At 63.6% G+C, this 23,801-nt stretch carries 25 protein-coding genes; 13 read left to right on the top strand and 12 right to left on the bottom strand.

Annotated features, from left to right (window positions below; genetic code table 11):
* Positions 1-171 precede the first annotated feature (171 nt).
* The 5 genes from AC5RVS_RS11485 (at position 172) to AC5RVS_RS11505 (ending at position 6,137) form a co-directional block, all read left to right on the top strand.
* On the top strand, positions 172-1,284 hold the full coding sequence (locus AC5RVS_RS11485) for an aminomethyl transferase family protein (protein ID WP_494108214.1): 1,113 nt from the start codon (positions 172-174) through the stop codon (positions 1,282-1,284).
* A gap of 74 nt (positions 1,285-1,358) precedes the next feature.
* The gene (locus tag AC5RVS_RS11490) at positions 1,359-2,894 is read left to right on the top strand and encodes an APC family permease (protein WP_494108215.1); all 1,536 of its coding nucleotides are present in this window, start codon (positions 1,359-1,361) and stop codon (positions 2,892-2,894) included.
* Between the two features lie 163 nt (positions 2,895-3,057).
* Positions 3,058-3,465, top strand: coding sequence for an ArsR/SmtB family transcription factor (locus tag AC5RVS_RS11495; RefSeq protein WP_494108216.1), 408 nt, complete (start codon positions 3,058-3,060; stop codon positions 3,463-3,465).
* The gene (locus AC5RVS_RS11500; protein ID WP_494108217.1) at positions 3,462-4,373 is read left to right on the top strand and encodes a cation diffusion facilitator family transporter; all 912 of its coding nucleotides are present in this window, start codon (positions 3,462-3,464) and stop codon (positions 4,371-4,373) included. Before AC5RVS_RS11495 ends, AC5RVS_RS11500 begins: the two co-directional genes overlap by 4 nt.
* A 375-nt stretch (positions 4,374-4,748) precedes the next feature.
* Positions 4,749-6,137, top strand: coding sequence for a trimethylamine monooxygenase (locus AC5RVS_RS11505; protein WP_494108398.1), 1,389 nt, complete (start codon positions 4,749-4,751; stop codon positions 6,135-6,137).
* 126 nt (positions 6,138-6,263) lie between these two features.
* On the opposite strand, the gene AC5RVS_RS11510 is transcribed toward AC5RVS_RS11505, so the two are convergent.
* From AC5RVS_RS11510 to AC5RVS_RS11520, 3 genes are all read right to left on the bottom strand, one after another.
* The gene (locus tag AC5RVS_RS11510; protein WP_494108218.1) at positions 6,264-6,662 is read right to left on the bottom strand and encodes a hypothetical protein; all 399 of its coding nucleotides are present in this window, start codon (positions 6,660-6,662) and stop codon (positions 6,264-6,266) included.
* An 11-nt stretch (positions 6,663-6,673) separates the two neighbouring features.
* Positions 6,674-7,114 (bottom strand): J domain-containing protein, encoded by a 441-nt coding sequence (locus AC5RVS_RS11515; RefSeq protein WP_494108219.1) that lies wholly within the window; start codon positions 7,112-7,114, stop codon positions 6,674-6,676.
* A 97-nt stretch (positions 7,115-7,211) separates the two neighbouring features.
* Positions 7,212-7,634 (bottom strand): Hsp20/alpha crystallin family protein, encoded by a 423-nt coding sequence (locus AC5RVS_RS11520; protein ID WP_493987766.1) that lies wholly within the window; start codon positions 7,632-7,634, stop codon positions 7,212-7,214.
* Between the two features lie 108 nt (positions 7,635-7,742).
* On the opposite strand from AC5RVS_RS11520, the gene AC5RVS_RS11525 reads away from it, so the two are divergent.
* Together AC5RVS_RS11525 and AC5RVS_RS11530 are read left to right on the top strand one after the other, a co-directional pair.
* Positions 7,743-8,093 (top strand): MerR family transcriptional regulator, encoded by a 351-nt coding sequence (locus AC5RVS_RS11525; protein ID WP_494108220.1) that lies wholly within the window; start codon positions 7,743-7,745, stop codon positions 8,091-8,093.
* Positions 8,094-8,171: 78 nt separating this feature from the next.
* On the top strand, positions 8,172-8,795 hold the full coding sequence (locus AC5RVS_RS11530) for a class I SAM-dependent methyltransferase (RefSeq protein ID WP_494108221.1): 624 nt from the start codon (positions 8,172-8,174) through the stop codon (positions 8,793-8,795).
* Positions 8,796-8,845: 50 nt separating this feature from the next.
* Here the strand turns inward: AC5RVS_RS11530 and AC5RVS_RS11535 are convergent, their stop codons facing one another.
* A complete protein-coding gene (locus tag AC5RVS_RS11535; RefSeq protein ID WP_494023528.1) occupies positions 8,846-9,070 on the bottom strand; it encodes a hypothetical protein in 225 nt (74 codons plus the stop codon).
* A 151-nt stretch (positions 9,071-9,221) separates the two neighbouring features.
* Here AC5RVS_RS11535 and AC5RVS_RS11540 point away from each other — a divergent pair, with 151 nt between their 5' ends.
* Positions 9,222-9,419, top strand: a complete 198-nt coding sequence (locus AC5RVS_RS11540) for a YegP family protein (RefSeq protein WP_494108222.1) — start codon at positions 9,222-9,224, stop codon at positions 9,417-9,419.
* 192 nt (positions 9,420-9,611) lie between these two features.
* Here the strand turns inward: AC5RVS_RS11540 and AC5RVS_RS11545 are convergent, their stop codons facing one another.
* Both AC5RVS_RS11545 and AC5RVS_RS11550 read right to left on the bottom strand, forming a co-directional pair.
* Entirely contained in the window at positions 9,612-10,127 is a 516-nt protein-coding gene (locus AC5RVS_RS11545) for a hypothetical protein (protein WP_494108223.1), read from the bottom strand.
* A gap of 161 nt (positions 10,128-10,288) precedes the next feature.
* On the bottom strand, positions 10,289-13,453 hold the full coding sequence (locus AC5RVS_RS11550) for a DEAD/DEAH box helicase (RefSeq protein WP_494108224.1): 3,165 nt from the start codon (positions 13,451-13,453) through the stop codon (positions 10,289-10,291).
* A 277-nt stretch (positions 13,454-13,730) separates the two neighbouring features.
* Here AC5RVS_RS11550 and AC5RVS_RS11555 point away from each other — a divergent pair, with 277 nt between their 5' ends.
* Positions 13,731-14,312 carry a sce7726 family protein gene (locus AC5RVS_RS11555; RefSeq protein ID WP_494108225.1) on the top strand — a complete coding sequence of 194 codons (582 nt, stop codon included), beginning with the start codon at positions 13,731-13,733 and terminating at the stop codon, positions 14,310-14,312.
* Here AC5RVS_RS11555 and AC5RVS_RS11560 read toward each other — a convergent pair.
* Positions 14,281-15,363 (bottom strand): beta family protein, encoded by a 1,083-nt coding sequence (locus AC5RVS_RS11560; RefSeq protein ID WP_494108226.1) that lies wholly within the window; start codon positions 15,361-15,363, stop codon positions 14,281-14,283. The genes AC5RVS_RS11555 and AC5RVS_RS11560 overlap by 32 nt on opposite strands.
* A 329-nt stretch (positions 15,364-15,692) precedes the next feature.
* Positions 15,693-16,424 carry a DUF2306 domain-containing protein gene (locus tag AC5RVS_RS11565; protein ID WP_494108227.1) on the bottom strand — a complete coding sequence of 244 codons (732 nt, stop codon included), beginning with the start codon at positions 16,422-16,424 and terminating at the stop codon, positions 15,693-15,695.
* A 109-nt stretch (positions 16,425-16,533) separates the two neighbouring features.
* On the opposite strand from AC5RVS_RS11565, the gene AC5RVS_RS11570 reads away from it, so the two are divergent.
* From AC5RVS_RS11570 to AC5RVS_RS11585, 4 genes are all read left to right on the top strand, one after another.
* Complete coding sequence (locus AC5RVS_RS11570) at positions 16,534-17,229, top strand: TetR/AcrR family transcriptional regulator C-terminal domain-containing protein (protein ID WP_494108228.1); 696 nt, start codon at positions 16,534-16,536, stop codon at positions 17,227-17,229.
* 131 nt (positions 17,230-17,360) lie between these two features.
* Positions 17,361-19,094 (top strand): serine hydrolase domain-containing protein, encoded by a 1,734-nt coding sequence (locus tag AC5RVS_RS11575; protein ID WP_494108229.1) that lies wholly within the window; start codon positions 17,361-17,363, stop codon positions 19,092-19,094.
* A gap of 102 nt (positions 19,095-19,196) precedes the next feature.
* Entirely contained in the window at positions 19,197-20,138 is a 942-nt protein-coding gene (locus tag AC5RVS_RS11580; protein WP_494108230.1) for a DMT family transporter, read from the top strand.
* A 132-nt stretch (positions 20,139-20,270) separates the two neighbouring features.
* Positions 20,271-21,671: a dihydrolipoyl dehydrogenase family protein gene (locus tag AC5RVS_RS11585; protein WP_494108231.1), complete on the top strand. Its 1,401-nt coding sequence runs from the start codon at positions 20,271-20,273 to the stop codon at positions 21,669-21,671.
* Here AC5RVS_RS11585 and AC5RVS_RS11590 read toward each other — a convergent pair.
* From AC5RVS_RS11590 to AC5RVS_RS11605, 4 genes are all read right to left on the bottom strand, one after another.
* Positions 21,668-21,892 carry a hypothetical protein gene (locus tag AC5RVS_RS11590; RefSeq protein ID WP_494108232.1) on the bottom strand — a complete coding sequence of 75 codons (225 nt, stop codon included), beginning with the start codon at positions 21,890-21,892 and terminating at the stop codon, positions 21,668-21,670. The two genes, AC5RVS_RS11585 and AC5RVS_RS11590, sit on opposite strands and share 4 nt — an antisense overlap.
* Entirely contained in the window at positions 21,889-22,113 is a 225-nt protein-coding gene (locus AC5RVS_RS11595) for a hypothetical protein (protein ID WP_494108233.1), read from the bottom strand. The genes AC5RVS_RS11590 and AC5RVS_RS11595 overlap by 4 nt, the downstream gene beginning before the upstream one ends.
* A 224-nt stretch (positions 22,114-22,337) precedes the next feature.
* A complete protein-coding gene (locus tag AC5RVS_RS11600) occupies positions 22,338-23,081 on the bottom strand; it encodes an ANTAR domain-containing protein (RefSeq protein ID WP_494108234.1) in 744 nt (247 codons plus the stop codon).
* Between the two features lie 247 nt (positions 23,082-23,328).
* Positions 23,329-23,781 (bottom strand): YkvA family protein, encoded by a 453-nt coding sequence (locus AC5RVS_RS11605; RefSeq protein ID WP_494108235.1) that lies wholly within the window; start codon positions 23,779-23,781, stop codon positions 23,329-23,331.
* Positions 23,782-23,801 lie beyond the last annotated feature (20 nt).

The following is a 23,801-nucleotide window of genomic DNA, read 5'->3' on the forward strand; positions in this document are numbered from 1 at the left end:
GCTCGGTGCACTAGTACTTCAGGCCCGGACGAGGAGCAGACTAAAGCGTGCGGCTTGCCCCTATACACTTTACGAGCACCTGTGTCATATTAAAACGAAGGACGACGCCTGGTCATTGGATTGGGTTGATCGAAAGCAGCCGCAGCAACCTTCTGAAAAGGAACGTAAGCCATGATGACCTACAACCTCCGCCGCACGGCATTCAGCCCGCTGTACGAAGAGGACGTGACCGAGTGGGAAGAGGTTATGGGCTACCGGATGCCGACGGCGGTCGCCGGCCTGGATATCGAGTACCGTGCGCTCCGGAACACCGTCGTCGCGCAGGACTACTCCATGCTTTACAAGTGGTTCGTCGAGGGTCCCGAGGCGCGTACCGTGGTCGACTCGCTCTTTTCCCGCGATGCACACGCTATCGGCGTGGGCCGGATTGCCTACGGCGTCATCGTGGCGGATGACGGCGGCATGGTGGATGACGTAACTGTGAGCGTGCTTGACGCTGACAGAGTCGTGGTGATGGGCGGCAACCCGGACGTCACTCACGCACTCCGGGCTGCGGCACCGGCGGGGACCACGGTGCGGGAACGCAGGGAGGACTTCGCCGTTCTCTCGGTCCAGGGGCCCAACAGCCGTACGCTGCTCCAGCGGCTTACCGACTCTGCCCTGAGCAACGAGGCGCTGCCTTACTACTCCCTGTTGTCGGACGCTAAGGTGGCAGGCGTTCCGGTTGACATCTTCCGCTTGGGTTTCACCGCCGAACTTGGCTATGAAGTGATGGTCTCCGCCGATAACGCGGAAACGCTGTATGAGGCTGTGTTTGCCCAGACAGATTTGGGGGTTGTGCCTTTTGCCGGCGGGACGCTCATGGTGGCCCGAATCGAGGCCGGCCTGATGCTGGCCGGCGTCGACTATAACCCGGACATCACACCGTTCGAGTGCCGCTTGGGATGGACGGTCGACCTGGAGAAGTCGCCTTTCCGTGGCCAGGAAGCATTGCGGGAGCGGAAGAAGACTGCACCCCTGCGCGTGGTGAGCGTGGTGTCCGATGCCGCGCCGGAGGAATTGGACGGCGCAATCCTGTACGCCGAGGAACAAGCCATCGGCAGCGTAAACATGGCGGTCTCTTCTCCTGCCTTGGGCGGAACCACGCTCGGCCTCGCCCGGCTGCCAAAGGACTTCGCAAAGGTCGGCACCCGCCTCACCATACGTGTCGGTGAGCGCAGGGTTGCCGTGGAAGTCCGCCCCACCCCCGTGCACGACCCGGAACGTGTGCGAGTCAGAAGCTAAGTGGAGATAAAGGCCTTCGCTCCCGGTCAGTCACATCCATAACCCGTTTCCAACCCGTTCAAAGGAGGACAACGATGTCCATTCCCACCCACTCGGGCGAAGTGCCGCAAACAACGCACTCCGCAAAGCGGACGTTAACGTCCACGAAGATCATCGTCCTTATCGTCGCAGCCCTCACACCGTTGTCCGTCGTCGTCGGCACGCTCCCGCTGGGCTTGGCCTTCGGCGGACCCTCAACGGCGCTTTTGTACGTTGTCGCCGGACTGATCATCGGACTGTTCTGTGTGGGCTACGTCCAGATGGTCCGCAGGATCACGCGTCCTGGAGCGTTCTATAACTACATCGCCCGGGGGCTCGGCCGGCCTACAGGTGTGGGATCCGCGATGATTGCCGTCGTCACGTATTCGACCTTGCTCATCGGCATCTACGCGGTGACCTCCGTTGTGAACCAGGAGATCCTGGCTGGCTTTGGCATCAATGCCCCGTGGCAGGTTTGGTTCGTTGCCCAACTTTTGGTTGTCACCGTGTTGGCATACCGGAAGATCGACCTGAGCGCACAGGTTACTTTTGTGATCGTGGGCCTCGAACTGCTGATTCTGGCCGCCCTGGTGATTGCCATCGTCGCCAAGGAGGGCTTGCCCGGGGCGTTCCCGGCGGAAGCATTCTCCCCGAATGTCCTAAGCGTCGGGCAGTGGACGATCGCGTTCGTGTTTGCCATGCTCTGCTTCCAGGCTTTTGAAGCAGGGGCACTCTATGCGCCCGAAGCGAAGAATCCCGAACGCACCGTTCCCCGCGCTCTCTACGGGGCGCTGATCATCCTGGTCGCCTCATTCGCGCTCGTAGCCTGGGCACTGACCGGTGTGACAGGCGTCGACGGATTGCAGGAGGCGGTGGGGGCCGACCTGGCCGGCTTCGTTTTCGCCACGACGGCTGCGTACCTGGGCGAGGCGGGCGTGTGGGCGCTGAGCCTGCTGGCCCTGCTGGCACAACTGGCCTGCGCCCTGGCGACCACGAACTTTGTGGCCCGCTATCTCAACAGCCTGGCCCGCGAGGAACTGCTGCCGGCTATTCTTGGCCGGAAGAACCGCCACAATTCACCCGGTTCGGCCATCCTCATCCTCGCAGCCCTTGCTGTTGTGATCATCCTTGGCTTCTCCGTCGTGGGAATCGACCCATACACGGAGATTGCCCCCATTGGGTTTGGGTTGGGAGCGGTCGGAGCAACTACCTTGCAAGCCCTTGCGTCCGGCTCCGCCGTAGGTTTCTTCCTCCGGCAGCCAGCCTCCGAGCGCCATTGGTGGAAAACGACCGTCGCCCCGATACTCGCCACTGTCTTGCTGGTGGCCGCCCTGATCATCGAGCTGAGCGCGTTCAGCTACATCACGGGTAAGGACTCTCCGGAGATGCTCGCCGTGCCTTGGATCATCCCCGTGGCGGGCGCGGCTGGACTGGCCTTCGGTTTCTGGCTGCGCAAGAACCGGCCGCTCCACTACCGCAGCCTCGCCGCCGGAGACACTGCGGAAGAAGCAGAAGAACTGCAGGAGCTGCGTGACCAAGAGCAGTCCCTGAGCTCGAAATCCGCAACGATGGAGATTGCCGGGGAGAAGTAGCACCGGAACTTCCTCCCACTCGTAGGAGGAGCGGTCGATCGTCGAGCTCAGCGCGACAATCGACCGCTCCTCCTGTTAATACTCGAGTCGCGCGGAAACCGTCAGGCAGGCGGTTCTTCGTATCTGCTGAGACAAATTCGCACCATACCGATATCATCGCCACATGACGATGCAACGGGAACGGACTGCCGGCCGCACAGGCGATCTGGCGCCGGCGGCCGCTTTGTTCCACAGCCTTTCGGACCCCACCCGGCTGACCATCCTGCAGCACCTGACCACGGGTGAGCACAAGGTCCGGGAGCTGACGGAGCACCTCGGCCTTGCCCAGTCCACGGTCAGCGCCCACCTGTCGTGCCTGAGCGACTGCGGCCTGGTCAACTCACGGCCGGTGGGACGGGCGTCGATGTACTCGCTGACCACCGAACCCGAGCTGCTCGCCGCCCTTGCCGCGGCCGAGCAACTGTTGAAGGCCACCGGCTACGCCGTCGAGCTGTGCCCGACGGTTGCCGGGAGCCGGGCTGCCGCGGAGGCGCTGCCCGGTGCGGCACCCTCAGCCGAGGCGTCGGCGTGAGCGGACACCACCACCATGCCGTGCCGACGCACCGCGGCCGGCTGGCCATAGGCTTCGCCATCACCGCCTCCATCCTGGTCGCCATGGTGGTCGGCGCCTTCGTGACCGGGAGCCTTGCACTGCTGGTGGACGCCGGGCATATGCTCACCGATGCCGGCGGGCTGCTGATCGCCCTGATCGCTGCTTCGCTCATGGTCCGGCCGCACACCCCGCGCCGAACCTGGGGATACCTCCGGATGGAAGTCCTGGCCGCGGGGGCCCAGGCCGCGGTCCTGCTCGCGGTCGGAATCTACGCGCTGGTCGAAGGTGTCCAGCGGCTGTTCCACCCACCCGAAGTCAGTTCGGGTGGCCTGCTGGTCTTCGGCATCATCGGCCTCCTGGGGAACATCGCCTCCATGCTGGTGCTCAGCGCCGGCCGGAACGCGAACCTCAACTTGCGGGCGGCTTTCCTTGAGGTGGTCAATGACGCCCTCGGCTCCGTCTCCGTCATCGCCAGCGCCGTCGTCATCGCCACCACCGGGTGGACCCAGGCCGATGCGCTGGCCGCCATGCTGATCGCTATCCTGATCGTCCCGCGCACCATCAAGATCCTCCGCGAGGCCGGCAGCATTCTGCTGGAAACCGTGCCGAAGGGCCTGGATCTCGAGGACGTCCGCCAACACATATTGGAAGTGCCGCACGTGCTGTCGGTCCACGACCTGCACGCCTCCCGGATCTCCTCCAACATCCCGGTACTGAGCGCGCACGTGGTCATCGAGGATTCCTGCTTTGTGGACGGTCACGCCCCGCAGGTTCTGGACCATCTCCAGCAGTGCGTGGCCGAACACTTCGAGCTGAGCGTGGAACACTCCACCTTCCAACTGGAGCCCGCAGGCCACATGGCGCACGAGCACCCGGGCCATGACTGAGTGAATGATTCCCGCCCGCCGACCGCGCGGCGGTCGTCACGAGAAACGTGACGGATCTCTCCGCTTTTGACTTGCCACACCCAACCTGATGCTATTGAGGAAGGCCAACCGGTGTTATTGGATCTTCGGTGGCCGCTCCGAATCGCTCGCGCAGGCCTCCTCGCCTGCCCGCGGACACGGTGCCCGTCTCCCTCTCGGGATTGATTATTCAGGGCCCGGCGCCTTCCTGCGCCGCCAGTGTCATACCGCTGCGCACCTAGCGCCTTGTTCACCGCCACCGGTGCGCCGATACGGCCGTTCTGCGGATTCGGAGCGTCGAGCCTGACGGAGAGATCCAATGAATGAGGAGATGCATTTAATACGCGAGTCGGAATCATTGGTGCAGGACCCAGCGGCATGGCCCAACTGCGCGCGTTCGAATCAGCCCGTAAACTCGGAGCCGAAATCCCGGACATAGTGTGCTTCGAAAAGCAGTCCGATTGGGGCGGACAGTGGAACAGCAGCTGGCGCACCGGCCTGGATGCCGCCGGCGAGCCCGTGCACAGCAGCATGTACCGGCACCTGTGGTCGAACGGGCCCAAGGAAGTCCTCGAGTTCTCCGACTACACCTTCGACGAGCACTTCGGCCGCCCCATATCCTCTTTCCCGCCGCGCGAAGACCTGTTCGATTACATCGCCGGACGCGTGGAGAAATCCGACGTCCGCAAGTACGTCCGGTTCAACACCGTGGCCCGCTGGGTTTCCTACGACGAGGAGTCCAGGGAATTCACCGTCACCGTCGAGGACCTCGCGGCGCAGCGCACCGAAACGCACGTTTTCGACAAGCTCGTAGTCTCTACCGGCCACTTCTCCTACCCGAATGTGCCGGCGTTCGACGGCATCAACAGCTTCCCGGGCGAGGTGCTCCACGCCCACGACTTCCGCGGCGCCGAGCGGTTCGCCGGCAAGAACCTGCTCATGATCGGCAGCAGCTACTCCGCCGAGGACATCGGCATGCAGGCCCACAAGATGGGCGCCAAGTCCGTCACCTTTAGCTACCGCAGCGGCCCCATGGGCTTCGACTGGCCGGAGTCGGCCGTTGAACGCCCGCTGGTGACCCGCTTCGAGGGCCGGACCGCGCACTTCAGCGACGGCACTACCGGCGGGTTCGACGCAGTAATCCTGTGCACCGGCTACCTGCACAAGTACCCGTTCCTCCCCACCGAACTGTCGCTGCAGTCGCCGAACCTGCTCTACCCCGGCGACCTCTACAAGGGCGTGGTCTGGCAGCAGAACACCAACCTGTTCTATCTGGGCGCGCAGGACCAGTACTACACGTTCAACATGTTCGACGGGCAGGCCTGGTTCGCCCGCGACGTGATGCTCGGCCGGATTGAACTGCCCTCGCTGCAGGAACGCGCCGCGGACATCCAGGCTTGGCTGGACCGCCAGGACGCCCTTGCCGACCATGACGCCGAGGCTGATTTCCAGACGGATTACCTGCGCGACCTGATTGCGCTGACGGACTACCCGGAGTTCGATCTGGATGCCGTGGCCGCCCTGCTCAAGCAGTGGATGAAGGACAAAGAAGAGAACATCCTCGGCTACCGGGACACGATCCACCGTTCCGTCATGACCGGCACCATGGCCGCCCGGCACCACACCCGCTGGATCAACGCCATGGACGACAGCATGGCACGCTACCTTAGCGGCCCCTCCGAGGACATGGACACCGGAGCGCTGGCAGCCCTGACCGGGGACACCAAGCAAGCTGCCGGCAGGTAAGACCAGCCAAGAATCACGTACGACGGCGGGTGGCCTGGGAGCGTTTCCTCCTCGCCACCCGCCGTCGTCACCCTTCAGCGTTCCTAGTCCCGACGGAGGCTCTCTTCCCGACCTGCCGCCAAAGAGTCAGGTCCCAGTCCCGCCAGTCCCGTAGATGAACTCTTCGGCGTGGGCCACGGCCTTCTTGAACGAGTCGTTGCGCAAAGCCGCCTGTTCCGGGCCGCCGTTGACGCTCTCCGTGTAGTTTGTGAAGCCCGGTCGCAGCGCCCAGATGCCGCCGCCCGGCGGCAGGTAGAACACGGCGAAAGACCGGTGTTCGCCGTCGTCGTCCTCCCACACCGGAACGACGGCGACGGCGGCGCCGGTATCGACGTTGATCCACTGCGCACGCGGCCGCGGCTGGCCTTCTTCGAAAACGCTCGGGTCCAAGAACGGCGCGGTCCCCGGCCCCCAGCGCTCCTCGAACCGTTCATGGAAAACGGGAAACAGGTGATGGTCGTACCGGCGCCAGCTGGAAACAGGCATTGATCCTCGCTTCATCGAAAGGGAAATAGCAGCCACTCAGGCCACACGGTATCCTCGGGCTCCGGTCGTGGGAAGCCGAGGTAGACCGGATCCGCCACCGGCATGGCCGGGCGCACTCCGGGCGCAGGGCGCGGGCGCGTCTTGGGCGCCGCGGGCCGTCCCGGCGAAGCCGTCTGCCCGCCGCCGGGCGAAGCGGCCGCCGTCTGGCCGCGCCTGCTGCCCACCCGGCGTCCGCGGTCGTAATCTGCCCGGCGGCCCACGTCTCCCAGGACGGAGTAGGCCTGCAGGATGGCACCCATCGCCAGGCCGTCGGCACGCGACCGCGGCGCATCGCCGTCGTGGTTCAGATCCGGGTGATGCGTTCGCAGCAAGGACCGATAGGCGCGCCTGATGTCAGCATCGCTGGCATCGGGCGACACGCCCAGGATGGCATAGAAGTCGGCGTCACCCATGCTGGCCTCCCTCCTGCTGCCGGAAGCTTACGCCGCTCATGGCCAGCCGGTGGTTCCGCCCGCGCCCGGGCGTAACCACCGGCTGCGATCCCACAGGTCAGGCGTCGATCATCTGCTTGGTGTCTCCGCCTTTGATCTCGATCTTGCGCGGCTTGGCCTGCTCGCGGATGGGGATCCGGAGGGCCAGCACGCCGGCCTCGTAGTTCGCCGTGACCTTGTCCGTATCCAGCGTGTCGCCCAGGATCAGCTGGCGGCTAAACGTGCCACTGGGCCGTTCGGCGGCAACGACTTCCTTGCCGTCCTCGATCTTGGACTTGCGCTCCGCAGCAACCGTGAGGACATTGCGTTCCACGTCCAGGTCGATGGTGGACGGATCGACGCCGGGCAGGTCGAGTTCGACGACGAACTCCTCGCCTTCGCGCCACGCATCCATCGGCATCGCCACCGGGCGCGCCTGGTTTCCGAAGACCTGCTGGGTCAGGCGGTCCAGCTCACGGAAGGGATCAGTTCTCATCAACATGGCAGCCTCCTTCAGTTCTTCTCCTTGACGCTCACCTAATCTGTGTCCGAGCGCATAGATATTATGACTCTGCGCTACTATGTTTGCAAGTCGGTTTTTGGAGGAATTTTGGCAAGCGAGAAGAAGCGGCCGCGGACGGACAAGGGTGTCTACGGCATCTCCGTGGTCTCCGACATCGTGGGCGTCGGCGAGCAGACCCTGCGCTTGTACGAACGCCGCGGCCTGCTGGAACCGGAGCGCACGGCGGGCGGCACGCGGCGGTACAGCCAGGACGACGTCGACCGCCTCCGCCGCATCGGCGAGCTGGTGGACGACGGCGTGAACCTGGCCGGCGTCGGTAAGGTCCTGGAGCTTGAAGAGGACAACGCTTTGCTGCACAGGCAGCTCAAGGCTGCCAAGGAACGTGCGGCCGGACATGAGCAGCACGAAGAACCGAAGGAAACCACGCGGCCGGCCTGAACGCCCTCCCTCCCCCGGGCACCCGGAGTATGGTCGACACCGGGGCCCTACTCCGGAGCCGAACAAAGGACCACGCTCATGGGACTGCGAAGCGCGCTGTTCGCCGCGCAATATGATGCTGCCATTCGCCGCGAACCGGGGGTGCTCGCGTCGCACCGCACGGCCTTGCTGTCCGGGTTGAGCGGAATTGTGTACGACGTCGGTGCCGGCACCGGCGCGAATCTGCCCTACTTCCCGTCGGGGTGCTCCGTCACGTTGGTCGAGCCGGACCCGAACATGCGGAAGCGACTGGAGTCCAGGGTGGGGACCCACTCCGCAACGGTGCGCGTCGTGGATGCGGTAGCCGAGGACTTGCCGGCCGAGGACGCCAGCGTGGACGCCGTGGTGTTCACACTGGTGCTGTGCAGCGTCCCCGACCAGGCGGCCGCGCTGGCCGAGACCAAGCGCGTGCTCAAGCCCGACGGCAAGCTTCTCTTCCTGGAGCACGTCCGCGGCCCTGGCGCGCACGGCAAAGTGCAGGACCTGCTGCGGCCCGTGTGGTCGTTCGCGGCACAGGGCTGCGAGCCCAACCGGAACACGGCCGCGGCGATAGCCGCCGCCGGCTTCAGCGTGGCGATGCAAGATGAGTTCGCCGTAGGCCCGGCATGGCTGCCAATAAATCCCATGGTGGCAGGCACGGCAACGCCCGGAGCCAACCGCTAGGTTGTCACCGGGCGCTGCGCGGCGCGGCCGCTTTTAGGCGGAAGCGTTGGTTACCCAAATCCCCCGAGCTTGTCCTTCATGCCGCCCAGCTTCTCGCCCAATCCTCCGGGGAGCTTGCCGAGCAGCGCGTCGACGTCGATGCCCAGCTTGGACAACAGCCCTGAGTCGCGCTCGGTGTCCACCTTCTGCGGCAGTTCCGCATCTGCCGCAACTGCCTGGTCCTCTTTTCCCTGCTGCTTGAGGAAATCGATGATCTGCTGCTTGTCGATCTGCATGGGTTTTTCCCTTCGCTAGCGTGTCAGCGTACTGTCCACTGTCCTCGCGGCGGGCACGTGTGGCAAGGGCTCAAGACGGCAGCAAACGCCGGATGGCATACTGTTTGGACTCCACCGCGCCGTGGAAACCTCGTGGACAGGAACGCATGACATGGCTGGGCATTTCGAAGTGATCAAGGCGCCCGACGGCGGCTACCGGGTCAGAATGCTGGACGGTAAGGGGAATCTCATGGCCGAATCGGTCACGTATCCGTCCCTCCAGGAGGCCAAGGACGGCATCGAGCTCGCACGGGAAATCGCCGGCACCGGCCGCGTGATCGACCGGACGAACGGCGACGCAGCGACCTGACCGCCGGTAGATAGTCCACCTCGATGACGTCGGATCAACCCCGACGACGGCGACGAATGAGCCGTCTCCGGGAGAGATTTGTCTAGTGGTGGTTACCCCGTAGGTTGCCAGTTGCACGAAAGCTGCGACGCGTTCCACCCATGAGCCTCCCCCACTCTGCCCGGCCGCGCTGCTACCTCCACTCGGCACATCTCAGTTGACGCGGTTAGCAAAAGGGAGACTACCGAACTTCTCAACAAAGGCTTGGATCATTGAGCCTTCTATCATTTTTGCTGTCTCGCCGCTCGTTACTCTCCACCCGACCAGGAGATCACGGGCGTCAGCCAGCTGCCATATGAATTCTCCGCCGGCATGACCGTGGCTTTTGCCCCGACCCGCGTTGCGAAATTCGCGAATCCGCGCCCAGAGGTTTGATGCCTTGCCAATGTAAACTACCGAGGCTCCATCAACCCACTTCGATTCCAAGATAGAGACTTGAACGTTCGGATCTTTGGCCTTGTGAGTGCCACCGAAGCCTCTTTCTCGAAAGACTGGAAAGGCGCTCGAAGGTCGCAAGACAACGTAAACACCCGGAGATGGTGGCACGCCCCCGTCCCCTTTGTACTGCCGCTGAGTGAGGTCTTCGAAGGGACGGAAGCCCTCGAATCCTGCGTTGACCAATTCCGAGTAGTTGAAGTGCTTTAACTTCGCCATCATTTCCTTCATCATTTGGCTTCGCTGACAGAGCTGGGCTGCCACTTAAGTTGCGCTTGGATGATCTGGGTTTTTGACAACTACAGTCTTGTACAGTTCCAGGCAGTCTGGGGAACATTTCTTCTGCCCAAAGATAAGATTTTCCGCTAATGCAGGGCAGTTGACTGCTTCGTTGCTCACCGTGCCACCGCCCTGCCTGCCGCGTAAACGTCCGCCGGCATCGGCCTCTGCAGCTTCCAAGTGATCGCGATCGGCTTCTCCCCCGAGTGCTGCACGTAATCGACCTGGCCCAGACATGTGTAGGGCATGGTCATTCCGGCATCATCTTTTGCATGCTCTCTTGTAAACAGAACAATCTGTGACCCGTGCGCTTTGCGGTCAAGGTACCGCCGCCCGACCGGGCTCGTGGTGGACGCCGAGTTCTGTGATTCCCAGTGGAACAAGTCCTCACTCAGCGCATAGTCCTTGTACATGGTGGTGGCCGAGTGATTCTTTTCGTCCTTGTTCAAGGTGATAAAAAAGGCGTCGGTAGCTATTTCCTGGCTCCAGGCAACACCCTCCCTGTGCTGCGCGTTCCGCCCGCCGAGATTGGCGATGCCGAGGGCTGCCAGCACTTCTTCACGGCGGTATGTGGCGTGGGAGTACATGGGTAGGTGTTGTAGGCCTAGTCCGAGCCCCTTAGGCATGTGGCGGGCAGCCTCGACGCCGAGCTTCATCAATTGGCTAATCTCCGAGCAAGCGTAACGATAGGCCCGCAACTGCTCGAAGCCGTCGTCGTACTTTTCGAAGTCTCCACCATCAGGCCAGAGGGTAAAGAAAAGCATCCGGGCCAGGGTTTTCTCTCGCTCCCCCAGGTCTTCGTAAGGCACGCCGGCTGGGGAAACGAGTGCAGTGTATGTCTCAGCCCGTTCAGGATCATCGACATGCATCAGCGCGGTCATCTTTTTGAGTACAAGTTGCTCCTCGAAAAGTGACCGGCCCTCGCGGTGAACGGGCGGCTGCACGCCGGCTTCGATCAGCCCGGCCTCACGGATCAGCGACGTCCAGGAGTCACCGGTTTTCCGGTATACCTCCGACGCGTCCCTGCCGGACTCGCGCAGGTAGTCCTCCAGCAGGACCTCGGCATGTGACCGTACGTCGGCGACCAGCTGGTTGCGGTTGAACCTCAGCTGGGATCTGATGTTATCCAGCACGATCCGCTGCGCCACCCGATCCAAGATGATCTGGCAGCCTGAAGGCAAGAGCGGAAACTCCTCCTCGATCTGTTTCACGAGGCCTGCCCGACTGGTTCCGGTCAGCGCCCGGAACTTGGGGGCAAATCGGAATTCGCGGCGCTGCTGGCCGATGAAGTCCAGAACTGTCAGGACGGCCTTATCTTCGGCTCGCCGGAGGCCGCGGCCGAGCTGCTGGAGGAAGATGGTCGAGCTTTGCGTCGGACGCAGCAGCAGGATCGTGTCAACTTCCGGCACGTCCAGGCCTTCGTTAAAGAGGTCGACGGCGAAAATGCAGTTGATCTCCTTGCTCCGAAGATTGGCGAGGGCTGCGGCCCTGTCCTCGCTGGTCGTGTCGCCTGAGACTGCCACAGAAGTGATGCCGGCGCCGTTAAAAACCTTGGACATGTAACGTGCATGCTGGACGGAGACGCAGAATCCTATGGCTCGCATCTCCGTGGTGCTGAGCACTTTATCGCGCAGTTCCTTAATGACCTTGGCCGCACGGGCGTCGTTGCCCGTGTACAGGACGCTCAGTGCCTGGAGATCGTAGTTGCCCCGCTTCCATTCCACCTGGCTCAGGTCGACGTCGTCCGCCAGTCCGAAATAATGGAATGGAACCAACAGGTCGGCATCCAATGCGTCCCACAGGCGAAGTTCGCTTGCTGTGCGGCCGCCAAAGAACGCCTCCGCGACGTTGACGCCGTCGCCGCGCTCCGGGGTGGCGGTCAGCCCAAGCAGTTCCTGCGGGCGAAGGTGGTCAATGATCCGCCGGTACGTCGGTGCCTCTGCGTGGTGAAACTCGTCGATGACAACGACGTCAAAATGCTGGGGAGAGATCTGTTCGATACCTTTGGACCCCAGAGACTGAACGCTGGCAAAGACGTGTTTCCATTGGGTCGGCTTATCATCCCCGACGTAGAGTTCGCCAAATGAGCCGCTCTGCGTAACGGCTCGGTACGTGCGCAGGGCTTGCTCCAGGATTTCCTTCCGATGGGCGACGAACAGCAGAGTAAGCTGGCGGCCGGCTTGGTTGCAAAGCTGCTGGTAGTCCAGGGCAGCGACAACCGTCTTGCCGGTACCCGTAGCTGCCACTACCAGGTTTCGATGGTGGCCGTGGATTCCGCGGGACGTTTCAAGCTCCTCCAACATCTCAACCTGATGCAGATGTGGCTGGACCTCCAGCCCAGTGGCTCCCATGGGCTGCATCGCGGTGGTGCCGCCGTTCCGCAGCAGGGCGGCGTCGAGCCTTTCGGCGTCGGCATCCGGGTCATAGGGGACGAAAGCCCGCTGCTCCCAATAGCTGTCAAACGTGACTTCGAACTTGTTCAGCAGCGCAGGCGTTGTGACAGACGACAAACGGACGTTCCATTCCAGTCCGTCCAGGAGGGCCGGTCTGCTCAGATTGGAACTGCCCACGTAGGCCGTATCGAATCCAGTGTTGCGGCGGAAAAGCCATGCCTTGGCGTGGAGCCTAGTGGCTTGGGTTTCGTAGCTGATCCGCACTTCTGCCCCGTGTCTGCGGACCAGCTCATCAACCGCACGGCGTTCGGTGGCGCCCATATAGGTGGTGGTGATAACGCGGAGGGGGACACCGCGTTCTACGAGCTCATCGAGTGCCGCCTCCAGAAGACGCAGACCACTCCACTTGATGAAGGCGCTGAGCAGGTAGACGGCATTGGCCGAGGCCATTTCGGCACGGAGTTCTGCTGCCAGGTTCGGATCGTCCTTGCCATTCGTTAGAAGAGCAGAATCCGATAATGCGGTAAGTGGACGACGAAGGTTTCGACGTCGCAGTTTCTCCGGTGCATGAAGCGAAAGAAGTTGCCGCGGGCCGTCCTTGATCGAGTCTTCTGCCTGGATAACTTCTAACATCCCGTTGGCAAGTGCCAGCCGGTCCTCGGGCTTCGCCGCCGCCAATGCATTCCTGGCGGCCTCACCAATATGTCTTGAAAGGATCTCTGTGGAGTCAGCAGCGTCTACCAATTCGAAGTTCGTCTGGTAGTTCGGCAAGTGCTCTAAACGGCGGGACAGCGATTCGGTGTGGAGGACCTCATACAGACCTTCTTGTAGGGGGACTGCTTCCCCTCCCCCAATAAATGCATTCACTAGGCCAGGGTAATTCAGCATAAGGACATTTGTAGCCAAGGATGCGCACGAACAGTGAAGTAACAAGTACTTAGCGACCCGATTTGCGCAAGCAACGCGCCGAGCATCGAGGTCGAGCCTGATTACCGAAGGCCGGTGCGGGTCATCGGAGAAGTTTACGATGCTTCCCTCCGGCCTCGTGAAGATGTTCCATTGGTCGTCGACATTCGCAGACCGGGCACACCACAAGTCGACGGAGCAGGCAGTTCAGAAGAAGAGCCCACCAGCGATGAGCGCCACCAGATGCTAGTCTTTCGCTGTGCGCGATAAAGATGTGAGAGAGGCCCTGCACTGTGCCCTGATCAGCATCCATGAGCATGACTTGGAGCACACGCGTTTCGTGGACGAGTTAGATCTCTGTGGAGAAGTGCGGGTAGACGTCGCGGTTATCAACGGAAGTCTTTCGGGCTATGAGCTAAAGAGTGCGAAGGACAACCTACGGCGTTTGCCAAAGCAGGTCGAGCTCTATTCGAAAATGCTCGATTATGCTGTTCTCGTGGTGGCTGAGAACCATCATGAAGCCGCACTGAAAATCGTTCCAGATTGGTGGGGAGTGACGATGGCTGTGGCCGAAGGTGACGGCCCTGTCACTCTCGACGATATCCGGCCGCCCTCCTTCAATCCCGGGATCGATCCCCGTTACCTGACTCGGCTGCTTTGGCGAGATGAACTGCTGGACGAACTAACCCGCCTGGGCTTTGACAAGGGATTCCGGTCAAAACCCAGACGGGCACTTTGGGAGCATCTCTCGACATCCATCCCTCTGGACGATATCCGGGAGATCGTACGGCGGCGTTTGAAAGGCCGAGCTAACTGGAGAGCTGATTTAGTACTGTCTTGATGTGATGGTACGTTGCCCACCGACGCCACACAGTCGCGTTACCTCCCGATGTGTTCTGGTCGATGACACTATCGATCCACTCGTTCGCCAGGTCTCGCTCAGTGTCAGCGTAGCGCGGATGCTGCCGGAGCCTGTCGAGCATGGGACCAACAGCAGCCGCTCCCAAACCTCGCCCACCGTTGCCCCTAAAAAGATCACCGCGGGCAAAAAGCCACGACTCGGGCGTTGTATACCTGAAACTAGCGCTTATATTGAGGAACCGCGGATTGATTTCCAGGGTGGGGTCATACGCAGCAACGCCATAATCGGAGTAGTCAATCCCAGCTGTACCGTCGGCTGCTACCAACCTACGTATGCTTTTGAACGTTACCCAATCCGTACGTTCGATTTCATGGACGTCCCTTCCGCTTGGCAGTTCCTTCGGCATACCTGCACCGGCAACCGTCACTGAACGCCAAGGGCCATGGGCCGTGGTCCACCGAACCTCAGGTGCAAGAGCTCGGAGCGTCAGATCGCTAGCTGTATCTTCGCCCAGATCCAACACAAGATCGATATCGTTCGGCTGCAACCCTAAGTCAGACAAAAGGGAGTAGAACACGTCGGGCGCAGCCGAAGGCCACTCCGAGGGAAGAAGTCTCACAGCAGCTCCTGTCCCTGCGTCGGCAGCCAGGTCACGGGCTGCCTTGATGAGCTCGACTGGGCTGGTTGACGACACGACGGGAATTAGAGTGAGCCCCTCCTCCAGGGACTTTTCAAACAACACCTGAAGAGGCTGCGCGGCCTCGGCACTTGCGAGCTCGTCCGCGAGGAATACCAGATCTATGTAGGCCGAGTGACCGCTGCGGGCCGAGGCTAATTCCGAGGGAACCTTTTCCAAGTGCTGCTCGAGACTCTTGTCGAATTCCTCAGTGTCATAATTCCAAGCCCGGGGAGGGACCACGAAGATCGGGGTGAACTGCGAATGCTCCTCCGGCGTCAAATCCTTAAGCGCCCGACGCTCCCCTTGCCGGGACAACAACACTGGTCGGTAGTGAACAGGCGATTTTTCCATGCTTCCCGCTCCTTGTATGTGAGACTACGCACAGGTTATACGTTTTTGCGGCTCCAGTCATCAGAGGCGCATTAAAATGTGGCCCCTCGATTCCTGACGACGGCCCCGCCGAACCGGCCATTCTCTTCCGCCCACCGAAGAAAAGGGCTGCTACTTGCTCCAAGAGCATGCTGCGGGCTTGGCGGCGGTGGCGGTGCTTTGGGGCAGGCATAGTCAGCGTGGGCGGCAATCTTCCCACCGAGCACCCTGACCACTTCATCGCAGGGTTCCTGAGGCACCTCGACCACGCTCACGACATGTGGAGGAGCCACTTCCGGTAGACTGCGGCCCTATCGCGCAGCACCTGTCGAGAGTGCCGTGGCACTGCCGGACATGCGCTTTGAACGCGTGGCCCTTTGCGCGCGCCGGCGGATGAAGTACTCGGCGACCGCAAGGTTGAGCAGCCAGGCTGCCCCCATGAGCACCGCACGGCTCAGTTCGTTGGTCGGGCCGACCAGGAGGATCCAGGGGATGGTCACCAGGGCTTGCGTTCCCGCCGCGATTCCGATGGCGTAGCCGCGGGCCATCCAGGCGCCGTGTGCGGCGAAGTTGCGCCGCCGGATCGCGAGGATGCCCAGGACAATGCTCGCCGTCATGGCCGTGCCGAACACCAGCCGGAGGACGAGCAGGATGACGCCGTCGTCGGGCGGGAGGTCGTAGAAGACGGACATCCAGAGGCCGGAGAGGGCAGCGAGCAGGCCGGCCGGGATGAGGACAACCCCGGCGATGCGGTGCCAGCTGCGCCGGCTTCGCTTGCCGCGGCGCAGCGAGGGCAGAAACTGGAAGGCCCCTACCAGGCTGTAGACGATGGCCGCGGGGATGTGGATCAGCACGGGAACGGGCGAGTCGAAGAACCGCTCGTTGGCCGGCGTCACCGGTGCTCCCCCGGTCAGCTCGGCCACGCGTATGGATCCGAAGATGACCGGGATGAGGCTGATAAAGATCAAGCCGGCGGGTATGAGCCAGCGGCCGCGGGGCTGGCGCCCGGAGGCCTTGGTGACGGCGATGGTTTCTGCAGCCATTGTTGATTCCCCCAAGTCTTGGGTGTACGGCGTACACCTTGTGATCTAAAACTAGGTGTACGTTGTACACTTGTCAAGAGATATCTGCCCGTCAGAAAGGGTGATCCTGATGGCTCAGCAGGTGGAGTCGGCACGCCGCACCCCGCTGAACAGGGAGCGGGTGTTAAGCGCCGCCGTCGTACTTGCCGACGAAGCGGGCGTCGACGCGCTCAGCATGCGCAAGCTGGCCCAAAAGCTGGGCGTGGTGCCGATGGCGCTGTACAAGCACGTCGCCAACAAGGAAGAACTGCTGGACGGCATGGTCGACGTCATCGTCGGCGAGATCGAGACGCGGCCCGGCGCGACGGACTGGCGGAACGCCGTCCGTCAGCGGGTGTTGTCGGCCCGGGAGGTCCTGCTGCGCCACCCCTGGGCGCGCCAGGTTCTTGAGTCGCGCACGAACAAGACGCCGCTTGTCCTGGAGTACATGGACTCGGTGATCGGCATGTTCCGCGCCGGCGGATTCTCGGTCGACCTCACCCACCATGTGATGCACGCCCTGGGCAGCCGCATGTGGGGGTTTACCCAGGAGCTGTTCGACGACTCGCAAAGCGCGCCCGCCGACGTCCCGCCGGAGATGCTGCGCGCGATGGCCGAGCGGTATCCGCATATCGCCGAAATCGCCATGGCGGGCGCCCACGACGAGGGATCCGTGGTGGGCCAGGGCTGCGACGACCAGTTCGAGTTCGAGTTCGCGCTGGACCTCCTCCTCGACGGTTTCGAAAAACTTCACCAGCAGGGATGGACGTCGGCCCGGCGGTCATGAGGCTCGCGTCCTGAGCGCGTGACTCCTCCACGCCCGGCCTAGGGGGGAGCAGCTGGTCTTGTCGGTCCATTGTGCTCCCATGCGCCAGCCTCTACGGTGAATGAACCGCAATCCGAACCGCAGGAGCGGGAATGGGCAAAAACCGCGGACGGATGGGGCGGACGCCGTTGCAGTTCCGGACCGCCTTCACCCTCGCCTGTGCGGCCGCTTGCCTCCTCTCCGTCGGAACCTGCTTGGCAGCCTTGGGGACCTGGCCTGCGGCGTCTGTGGACGGCGGCGCGGCAGCCGCCGCGACAGCGGCACCTGCGCCCCCGGTCCCGGGCCGCGGTGCGCCCGACCCGGCCTTTGCGGCGGTCGACGCCTACTTGCAAGACCAGATTGATGCCCTCGGGATTCCGGGAGTCTCCGTCGCCATCATCAGACACGGCGGACTAGTACACCAGGCGGCGTTCGGCAGCGCCGATGACTCGGGGCGCCCCATGACCGCCCAGACGCCGGTTCTTCTGGCGTCGACCAGCAAATCCCTGACCGCCATCGCCGTGATGCAGCAGGTGGAGGCCGGCCTGCTGGAGCTGGACGAACCCGTGCGGACCTACCTGCCGTGGTTCAGCATGCGTGACCACCGCGCGGCCGCCATCACGGTCCGCCACCTGCTCCATCAGACCAGCGGGCTGTCCACGGCAGACGGCTCGGCTTACGCAGCATCGGATACCCAGGATCCTGCAGCGCTGGAACAGGGCGTGCGGGATCTGTCCGACGCCAGCCTGGCCAACCCGCCGGGGGCAACGTTCGCCTACTCCGATGCCAACTACAACGTCCTCGGCCTCTTGGTGCAGACCGTTTCCGGCCAACCCTTCGGGGACTACATGCAGGACCAGGTGTTCACGCCGCTCGAGATGGCCAACACCCACACCACGCGGGCAGCTGCGCGCGCGGATGGCCTGGCGTCGGGCTACTCACTGTGGTTCGGCACCTGGTGGCGGGAGACGGACGTGCCGGCCGCGGTAACGGGGATGCCCTCGACCGTTATGTACTCATCGGCCCAGGATCTCGGCCACGAGTTGATCGCCCTGCTGCACGGCGGCGCCTACCTGGACCGCCAAATCCTCCGGCCGGAAAGCGTGGAGACGCTGCTGACGCCCCGGGTCCGTGTGGACGAATCCAAAAGGTATGCCATGGCATGGTTTGCGCGCCCCCTGCTGGAATCCACACACCCGGACGCCTCGCCCGCAGCGGACGGCGACCTGCCGTTGCTGCTGGAACATCAAGGCGAATGGGGCAACACGCACACCTATCAGGCCATGGTTCCGTCCTCCGGGCTGGGCCTTGCCCTGCTGATCAACGGGAACGACACGTCCGCGCCGTCCCGGCTGCAGGCGCTGGACAGCAATGTCCTGCGGATTCTCCACGGACAGCCTCCCGAACCCCTGGACGCGGACGAGGACTGGCTGCAGCAGTACGGCTGGGCCGTCGCCCTGGCGCTGCTGCTCGCCGAGCTGGCGAGCCTGGCGCTGGCGCTCCACGTCCTGGGGCGGAAACGCCTCGGCCCGCGCCGCGGCGGCCCTGCCACCACAGCCGGAGCCAGCTCCGCAGGCACGCGCGGAAACGACCCGGTCGGCATGGCCCGGTACCGTGGAGTGATTGTGCTCTGGGCCGCCGGGGCCCTGGCCCTCGACGCGTTCCTCGTCTGGTTGGGATTCGTTTACGCACCCGCCCGGTTCGAAACCTACCTGGCCGTCATCATCCGCCAGCTTCCCGACGTCGGTGCCGCCCTTGTACCGGCACTGACGCTGGCCATCGTCTGCTCCCTCCCCCGGACGGTTTGGCTGCTGTCCCGGCTCCGGACGCCCCGGCACGCCTCTTGACTAAGCCAAAGACCCCCCGGGCGCCACCAGGCTGCGGCCCGGCGCAGTGTTTAGCACGTAGGGTGTGTGAAACGAGCGCCGGAAACCGACCCTAGGAGGAGAATGCGCGCCTACTTCCTCCTCCTGCTGGTGGTCATCTTCTATGCCGGCAATATCCTGACCGGCAAAGCGCTCAGCGACCTGCCGCCTTTGACCATCGCGTTCTTCCGGGTCTTCATTGCCTTCCTGGTGCTGCTCCCGCTGGGATACCGCAGCGCCTGGCAGTCCCGTCGACTGTTCCTCCAGCATCGCAAACCGCTGCTGCTGCTGACGCTCACGGGAGTCGCCCTCTTTAATACGCTGATCTACAGCGCCCTCCAATTCACCTCGGCCACCAACGTTTCCGTGCTGGAGGCATCGGTTCCGGCGGCAACGGTGGCCCTGAGCTTCTGGCTGCTGCGCGAACGGCTAAGGGCGATCCAGTGGTTCGGCGTCGTGCTCTCCATGTGCGGGGCGCTGTGGGTGGTGACCAACGGGCAGCTGATGAGCCTCGCGGACCTGTCCTGGAACATCGGCGATGCCATCATGGCAGCGGCCGCGGTGTCCTGGGCAGTGTATTCGATCGCGGTGAAAAAGTATCTGCACCTGTTCCCGTCCTACGGGGCGGTCCTGGTCATGACCGGACTGTCGGTCATGATCCTGCTGCCCGTCATGGTGGCGGAGTGGCTGATCGTGGGAGTCCCGCAGATCGGCGGAGGCCACTGGTCGGGGCTGGTGTACCTCGGCGTCTTTCCCTCGGTGATTGCCCTGATGCTGTACAACCGGGCCGTTGCCGTCCTCGGGGCGTCCCAGACGTCCGTGTTCCTGAACTTCGTGCCGGTCTTCACCATGCTCGGTGCGTATCTGCTGCTGGACGAGAGCATTAGCGGCATGCAGCTGCTCGGCGCGGCCCTGGTGATGTGCGGCGTGTTCTTCACCACCCGGGACAAGACAACCGCCGGGCTCAAAGACTCGCGGCACACCCTCGAACCTCGCAAAGATTCGGCCGCCGAGGAGATTCCCTGAGCCCACATTCCGGCGGAAGCGCCCGCCGCCCATCGGCGTAGGGTGGTTTTAAGGCGGCATGATGCGCTGTAAGGCGGCGCGTGCGGTGAGTGTGCGCAGGAGCCTTGACGGTTAACCGAGGGAAGGATGGATATGGAACCCGAGGAATTCGACCTGCTGGTGATCGGCGGCGGGAAGGCCGGCAAGTCGCTGGCAATGGACCTGGCCAAGTCCGGCCAGAAGGTGGCGATGGTGGAGCGTGCGATGGTCGGCGGCACCTGCATCAACGTGGCGTGCATTCCCACCAAGACCCTCATCCAGTCCGGGCGGGTGCTGGACACCGTGCGCCGGGCGGCCGAGTTCGGCGTGGCGGGCGCGGAGCAGCCACGGATGGACCTTGAGCTGCTGCGCCACCGCAAGGAGGACGTGGTGGACACCATGGTCGCCGGGCAGCAAAAGCTGTTCACGGGGTCGGGCATGGACTTTATCCTGGGCGAGGCAAAGTTCGTAGCCGAAAAAACCGTGGAAGTCGCACTGAACGACGGCGGCACCCGGCTCCTGCGCGGCACCGACGTCGTTCTCAATCTGGGCACCGAGCCGGCCCTGCCCAACATCGACGGCTTGGCCGAATCCAGTGTGCAGACCAGCAACACCCTGCTGCACCTGGAGCAGCTGCCGGCGAGCATGGTGATCCTGGGCGGCGGCTACATCGGCTGCGAGTTCGCCGACCTGCTGAACACCATCGGCGTGCAGGTCACGGTTATCCAGCGCGCATGGCAGTTGCTGCCTCGGGAGGACGCCGACGTGGCCGAGCTGGTGGCCCGGAACTTCACCGACGCCGGGATCACGCTGAAGCTCGAGGCGTCCGCGGAGAAGATCGAGCGCGCCGCCGACGGGAGCGTGACCGTGACGCTGTCCACCGGGGAGACCGTCACGGCTGGCGACGTGCTGGTGGCGCTGGGACGCCGGCCGATGACGGACGGGATGGGGCTGGAAAAGGTTGGCGTAGAGCTGACGGACAAGGGCTTCGTCCAGGTGGACAAGCAGCTGCGCACCACGGCCGACGGCGTCTGGGCCGCCGGCGACGCCGCCGGCTCGCCGCAGTTCACCCACGCTTCCTACGACGACTACCGGATCCTAAAAACCAACCTGGCTGCCACCCGGGGCGAGGGAGAGCCGCGGTCCACCCAGGGACGGCTGATCCCCTACACCGTCTTTACGACGCCGGAGCTCGCCCGGGTGGGGATGACGGAGGCGCAGGCCCGGGACGCCGGCCATGAGGTGCGGATCGCCAGGATGCCCGTGAGCGCGATCCCCCGCGCCCGGACCCTCGGTCAGCTGGACGGCGAATGGAAGGCCGTGCTGGACCGGAAGACCGGCAAGATCCTTGGTGCCGCGCTGCTGGGAACTGGGGCCAGCGAGGCGATCGCGGTGCTGCAGATGGCGATGATCGGCGGAATGGACTTCACCGCGGTGCGCGATGCCATCATCACGCACCCCACCGTCTCCGAGGGGTTGAACCTGCTGTTCACACCTGCGTGGCTGGAGGACTAGGCGCCAAGGCGGCTTCCCCTGTCACCGTCTTCCACGGCCGCGTCCCGGACCTCAAGCTCCGCGGTGAGTACGTAGTACTGGACCAGCGCGTCCCGTGCCGGATGTTCGCAGTCCAGCTGTTCGAAGCATTGGTTGCTGAGCGTCAGCAGCTGGTCCATGGAAAGGACCGACAGGTCACGCGGAAACGGCGAAGGCCCGGACGTTGGCGTCATGCGGTTCATGCCGCTCCCTGGAGTCGTGGCCGGTCAAAGGGCAGGGCGGGGCACTCCGGAAGATCCGCGGGAACGGCGATCGCCAAGGTGCCGGTGAAGGGCGCGGCCTGCGTCGCATTAACTGCTTCTCCGGCGCTGAACCGTTCGAGCATTTCCAGGCCGCGGCGCTCAATGTGCTGCGCGTCGGCCAGATCGACCGTGACCACCATTCCGTGGGCCAGGCGATCCATGCGTTGGACAAGAGGTAAAAGCGCTGTGCAGCTGTCGGCGGTCAGGCATCCGCCCACCTCGATGGCCGCTGAGACACGGTCGATATCAAGCCTGACAAGTACACGCAGTTTGTGAACCAATGATCGGCGCTCCAATGAGTGGATCGATGGCCAACTGCTTAACCGGACCCAACGGTACAAGAACATCACCCGCTGCTCAAGGGCTTGGGCGATGCGGTCGCCGACTATTTATCGAAGTGGGTTTCGGCGGAGGGGGCTCCGGTAGAGGCTACGATGTCGGACGCCAGATCACGGAGTTTGATGTTGCGGGTATTGGAGGCAGACTTCAGCATCGCGAACGCCTCGTCCTGACTGCAGCGGCTTTGGCCCATGATGATCCCGACGGCCACGGCAATGGTCGTTCGGGATTCCAGCGCCGCTTTCAGGTCCGCTTCGGTCTCCCGGTGGCGGGCCAGCCGGACGGCCAGGGACAGCGCCTGGGAGGCCTGGTGCGCGTACTGCTCGGCGGCCTTGAGGGCGTCCGCATCGAATCTCCGCGGCAGGTCGGAGTAGAGGTTCAACCCCGCGCTGTCCCCGGTTTCGAGCGGGATCGGGACAGCCAGGATGGACCGGATGCCCTGGGCCAAAACGACCTTGGTGTACGCAGGCCAAGTGGTCTCCACCTGCAGGTCGGCGATATGGACAACCGTGTGCTCACGGGCCGCGCGCAGGCAGGGCCCGTCCGAATAGGCGTACTGGATTTCGTCCATCTTCTGCGCACGGTCGCTGCTGCTGGCAACCGTGCCGGCCTTCTTGTGGCGCAGCAGCGTGATACCGCTCAGGAGCTCCTCGCCGGGTCGGGACAGATTGTGCACCGCCAAGCGGGCGACTGCGTTCAGGAACGCCTCGATGTCCGCACTGTCGGCAGCCAGTCCGTGAAGAAAATCCTTGACCGTCGTCTCGGAATCATCATAAATTTCGCGTGCCATGATGCCCTCCACTGATGCTCCGGCGTACGCTCCACGCTACACCTCGTGAGGTGGGTCACAGCTAGGGCAATTCAGGATTCGGCTGCTGCTCAAGAGGGTCGCCGGCGGACTCAGCTTACCCAGCCTCGGGCCTTGCTCGAAGCGGCCGCCGGCACCTGGCAGGCCTTCCCCGCTCCCTGCCGATAACGATTCGGACTACCGATCGCTTGCCGGACCACGAACCGTAACGCCTGGAAGCTGTCGCGTGCTAGGGGTTCATGGCGCCGTTTTGGCTGGCCCGGAGCCCGTCGCCCGGAAGCCCGGCCAAGCGTTCGATCACGCGAAGTCCTGCCGGGGTACCGGGCCACTGCCGGCGCAGCGCCTCCGGGCCGGCGGTACGGATCAGCAGCCGCAGCCCCCAGGCCACGATCAGGACGTCGTCGGCATAACCGACGACGGGCAGGAAATCGGGCACCAGGTCGAGGGGGCTGGCCAGGTAGGCCAGCAGCAACACGAGCAGCATCCGGACCCGGGCCGGTACCGCGCGGTCCGCCGCCAGCCGGCGCATCAGGCGCAGCAGATCCGGCAGCAGGCGCAGGGCGTCGCGCATTCCCACGGTCTCCGGGTGCTGGCGGGCGTACCACCACAGGCTGGCCAGCAGCACCAAACAGACCAGGACGAGGCCACCCGCCACACCAACCAGGAGGTCAGCCCAGTCCATTTCTGCTCCGTTCCCGGCAC

The sequence above is a fragment of the Arthrobacter sp. Y3221048 genome (assembly GCF_059092685.1).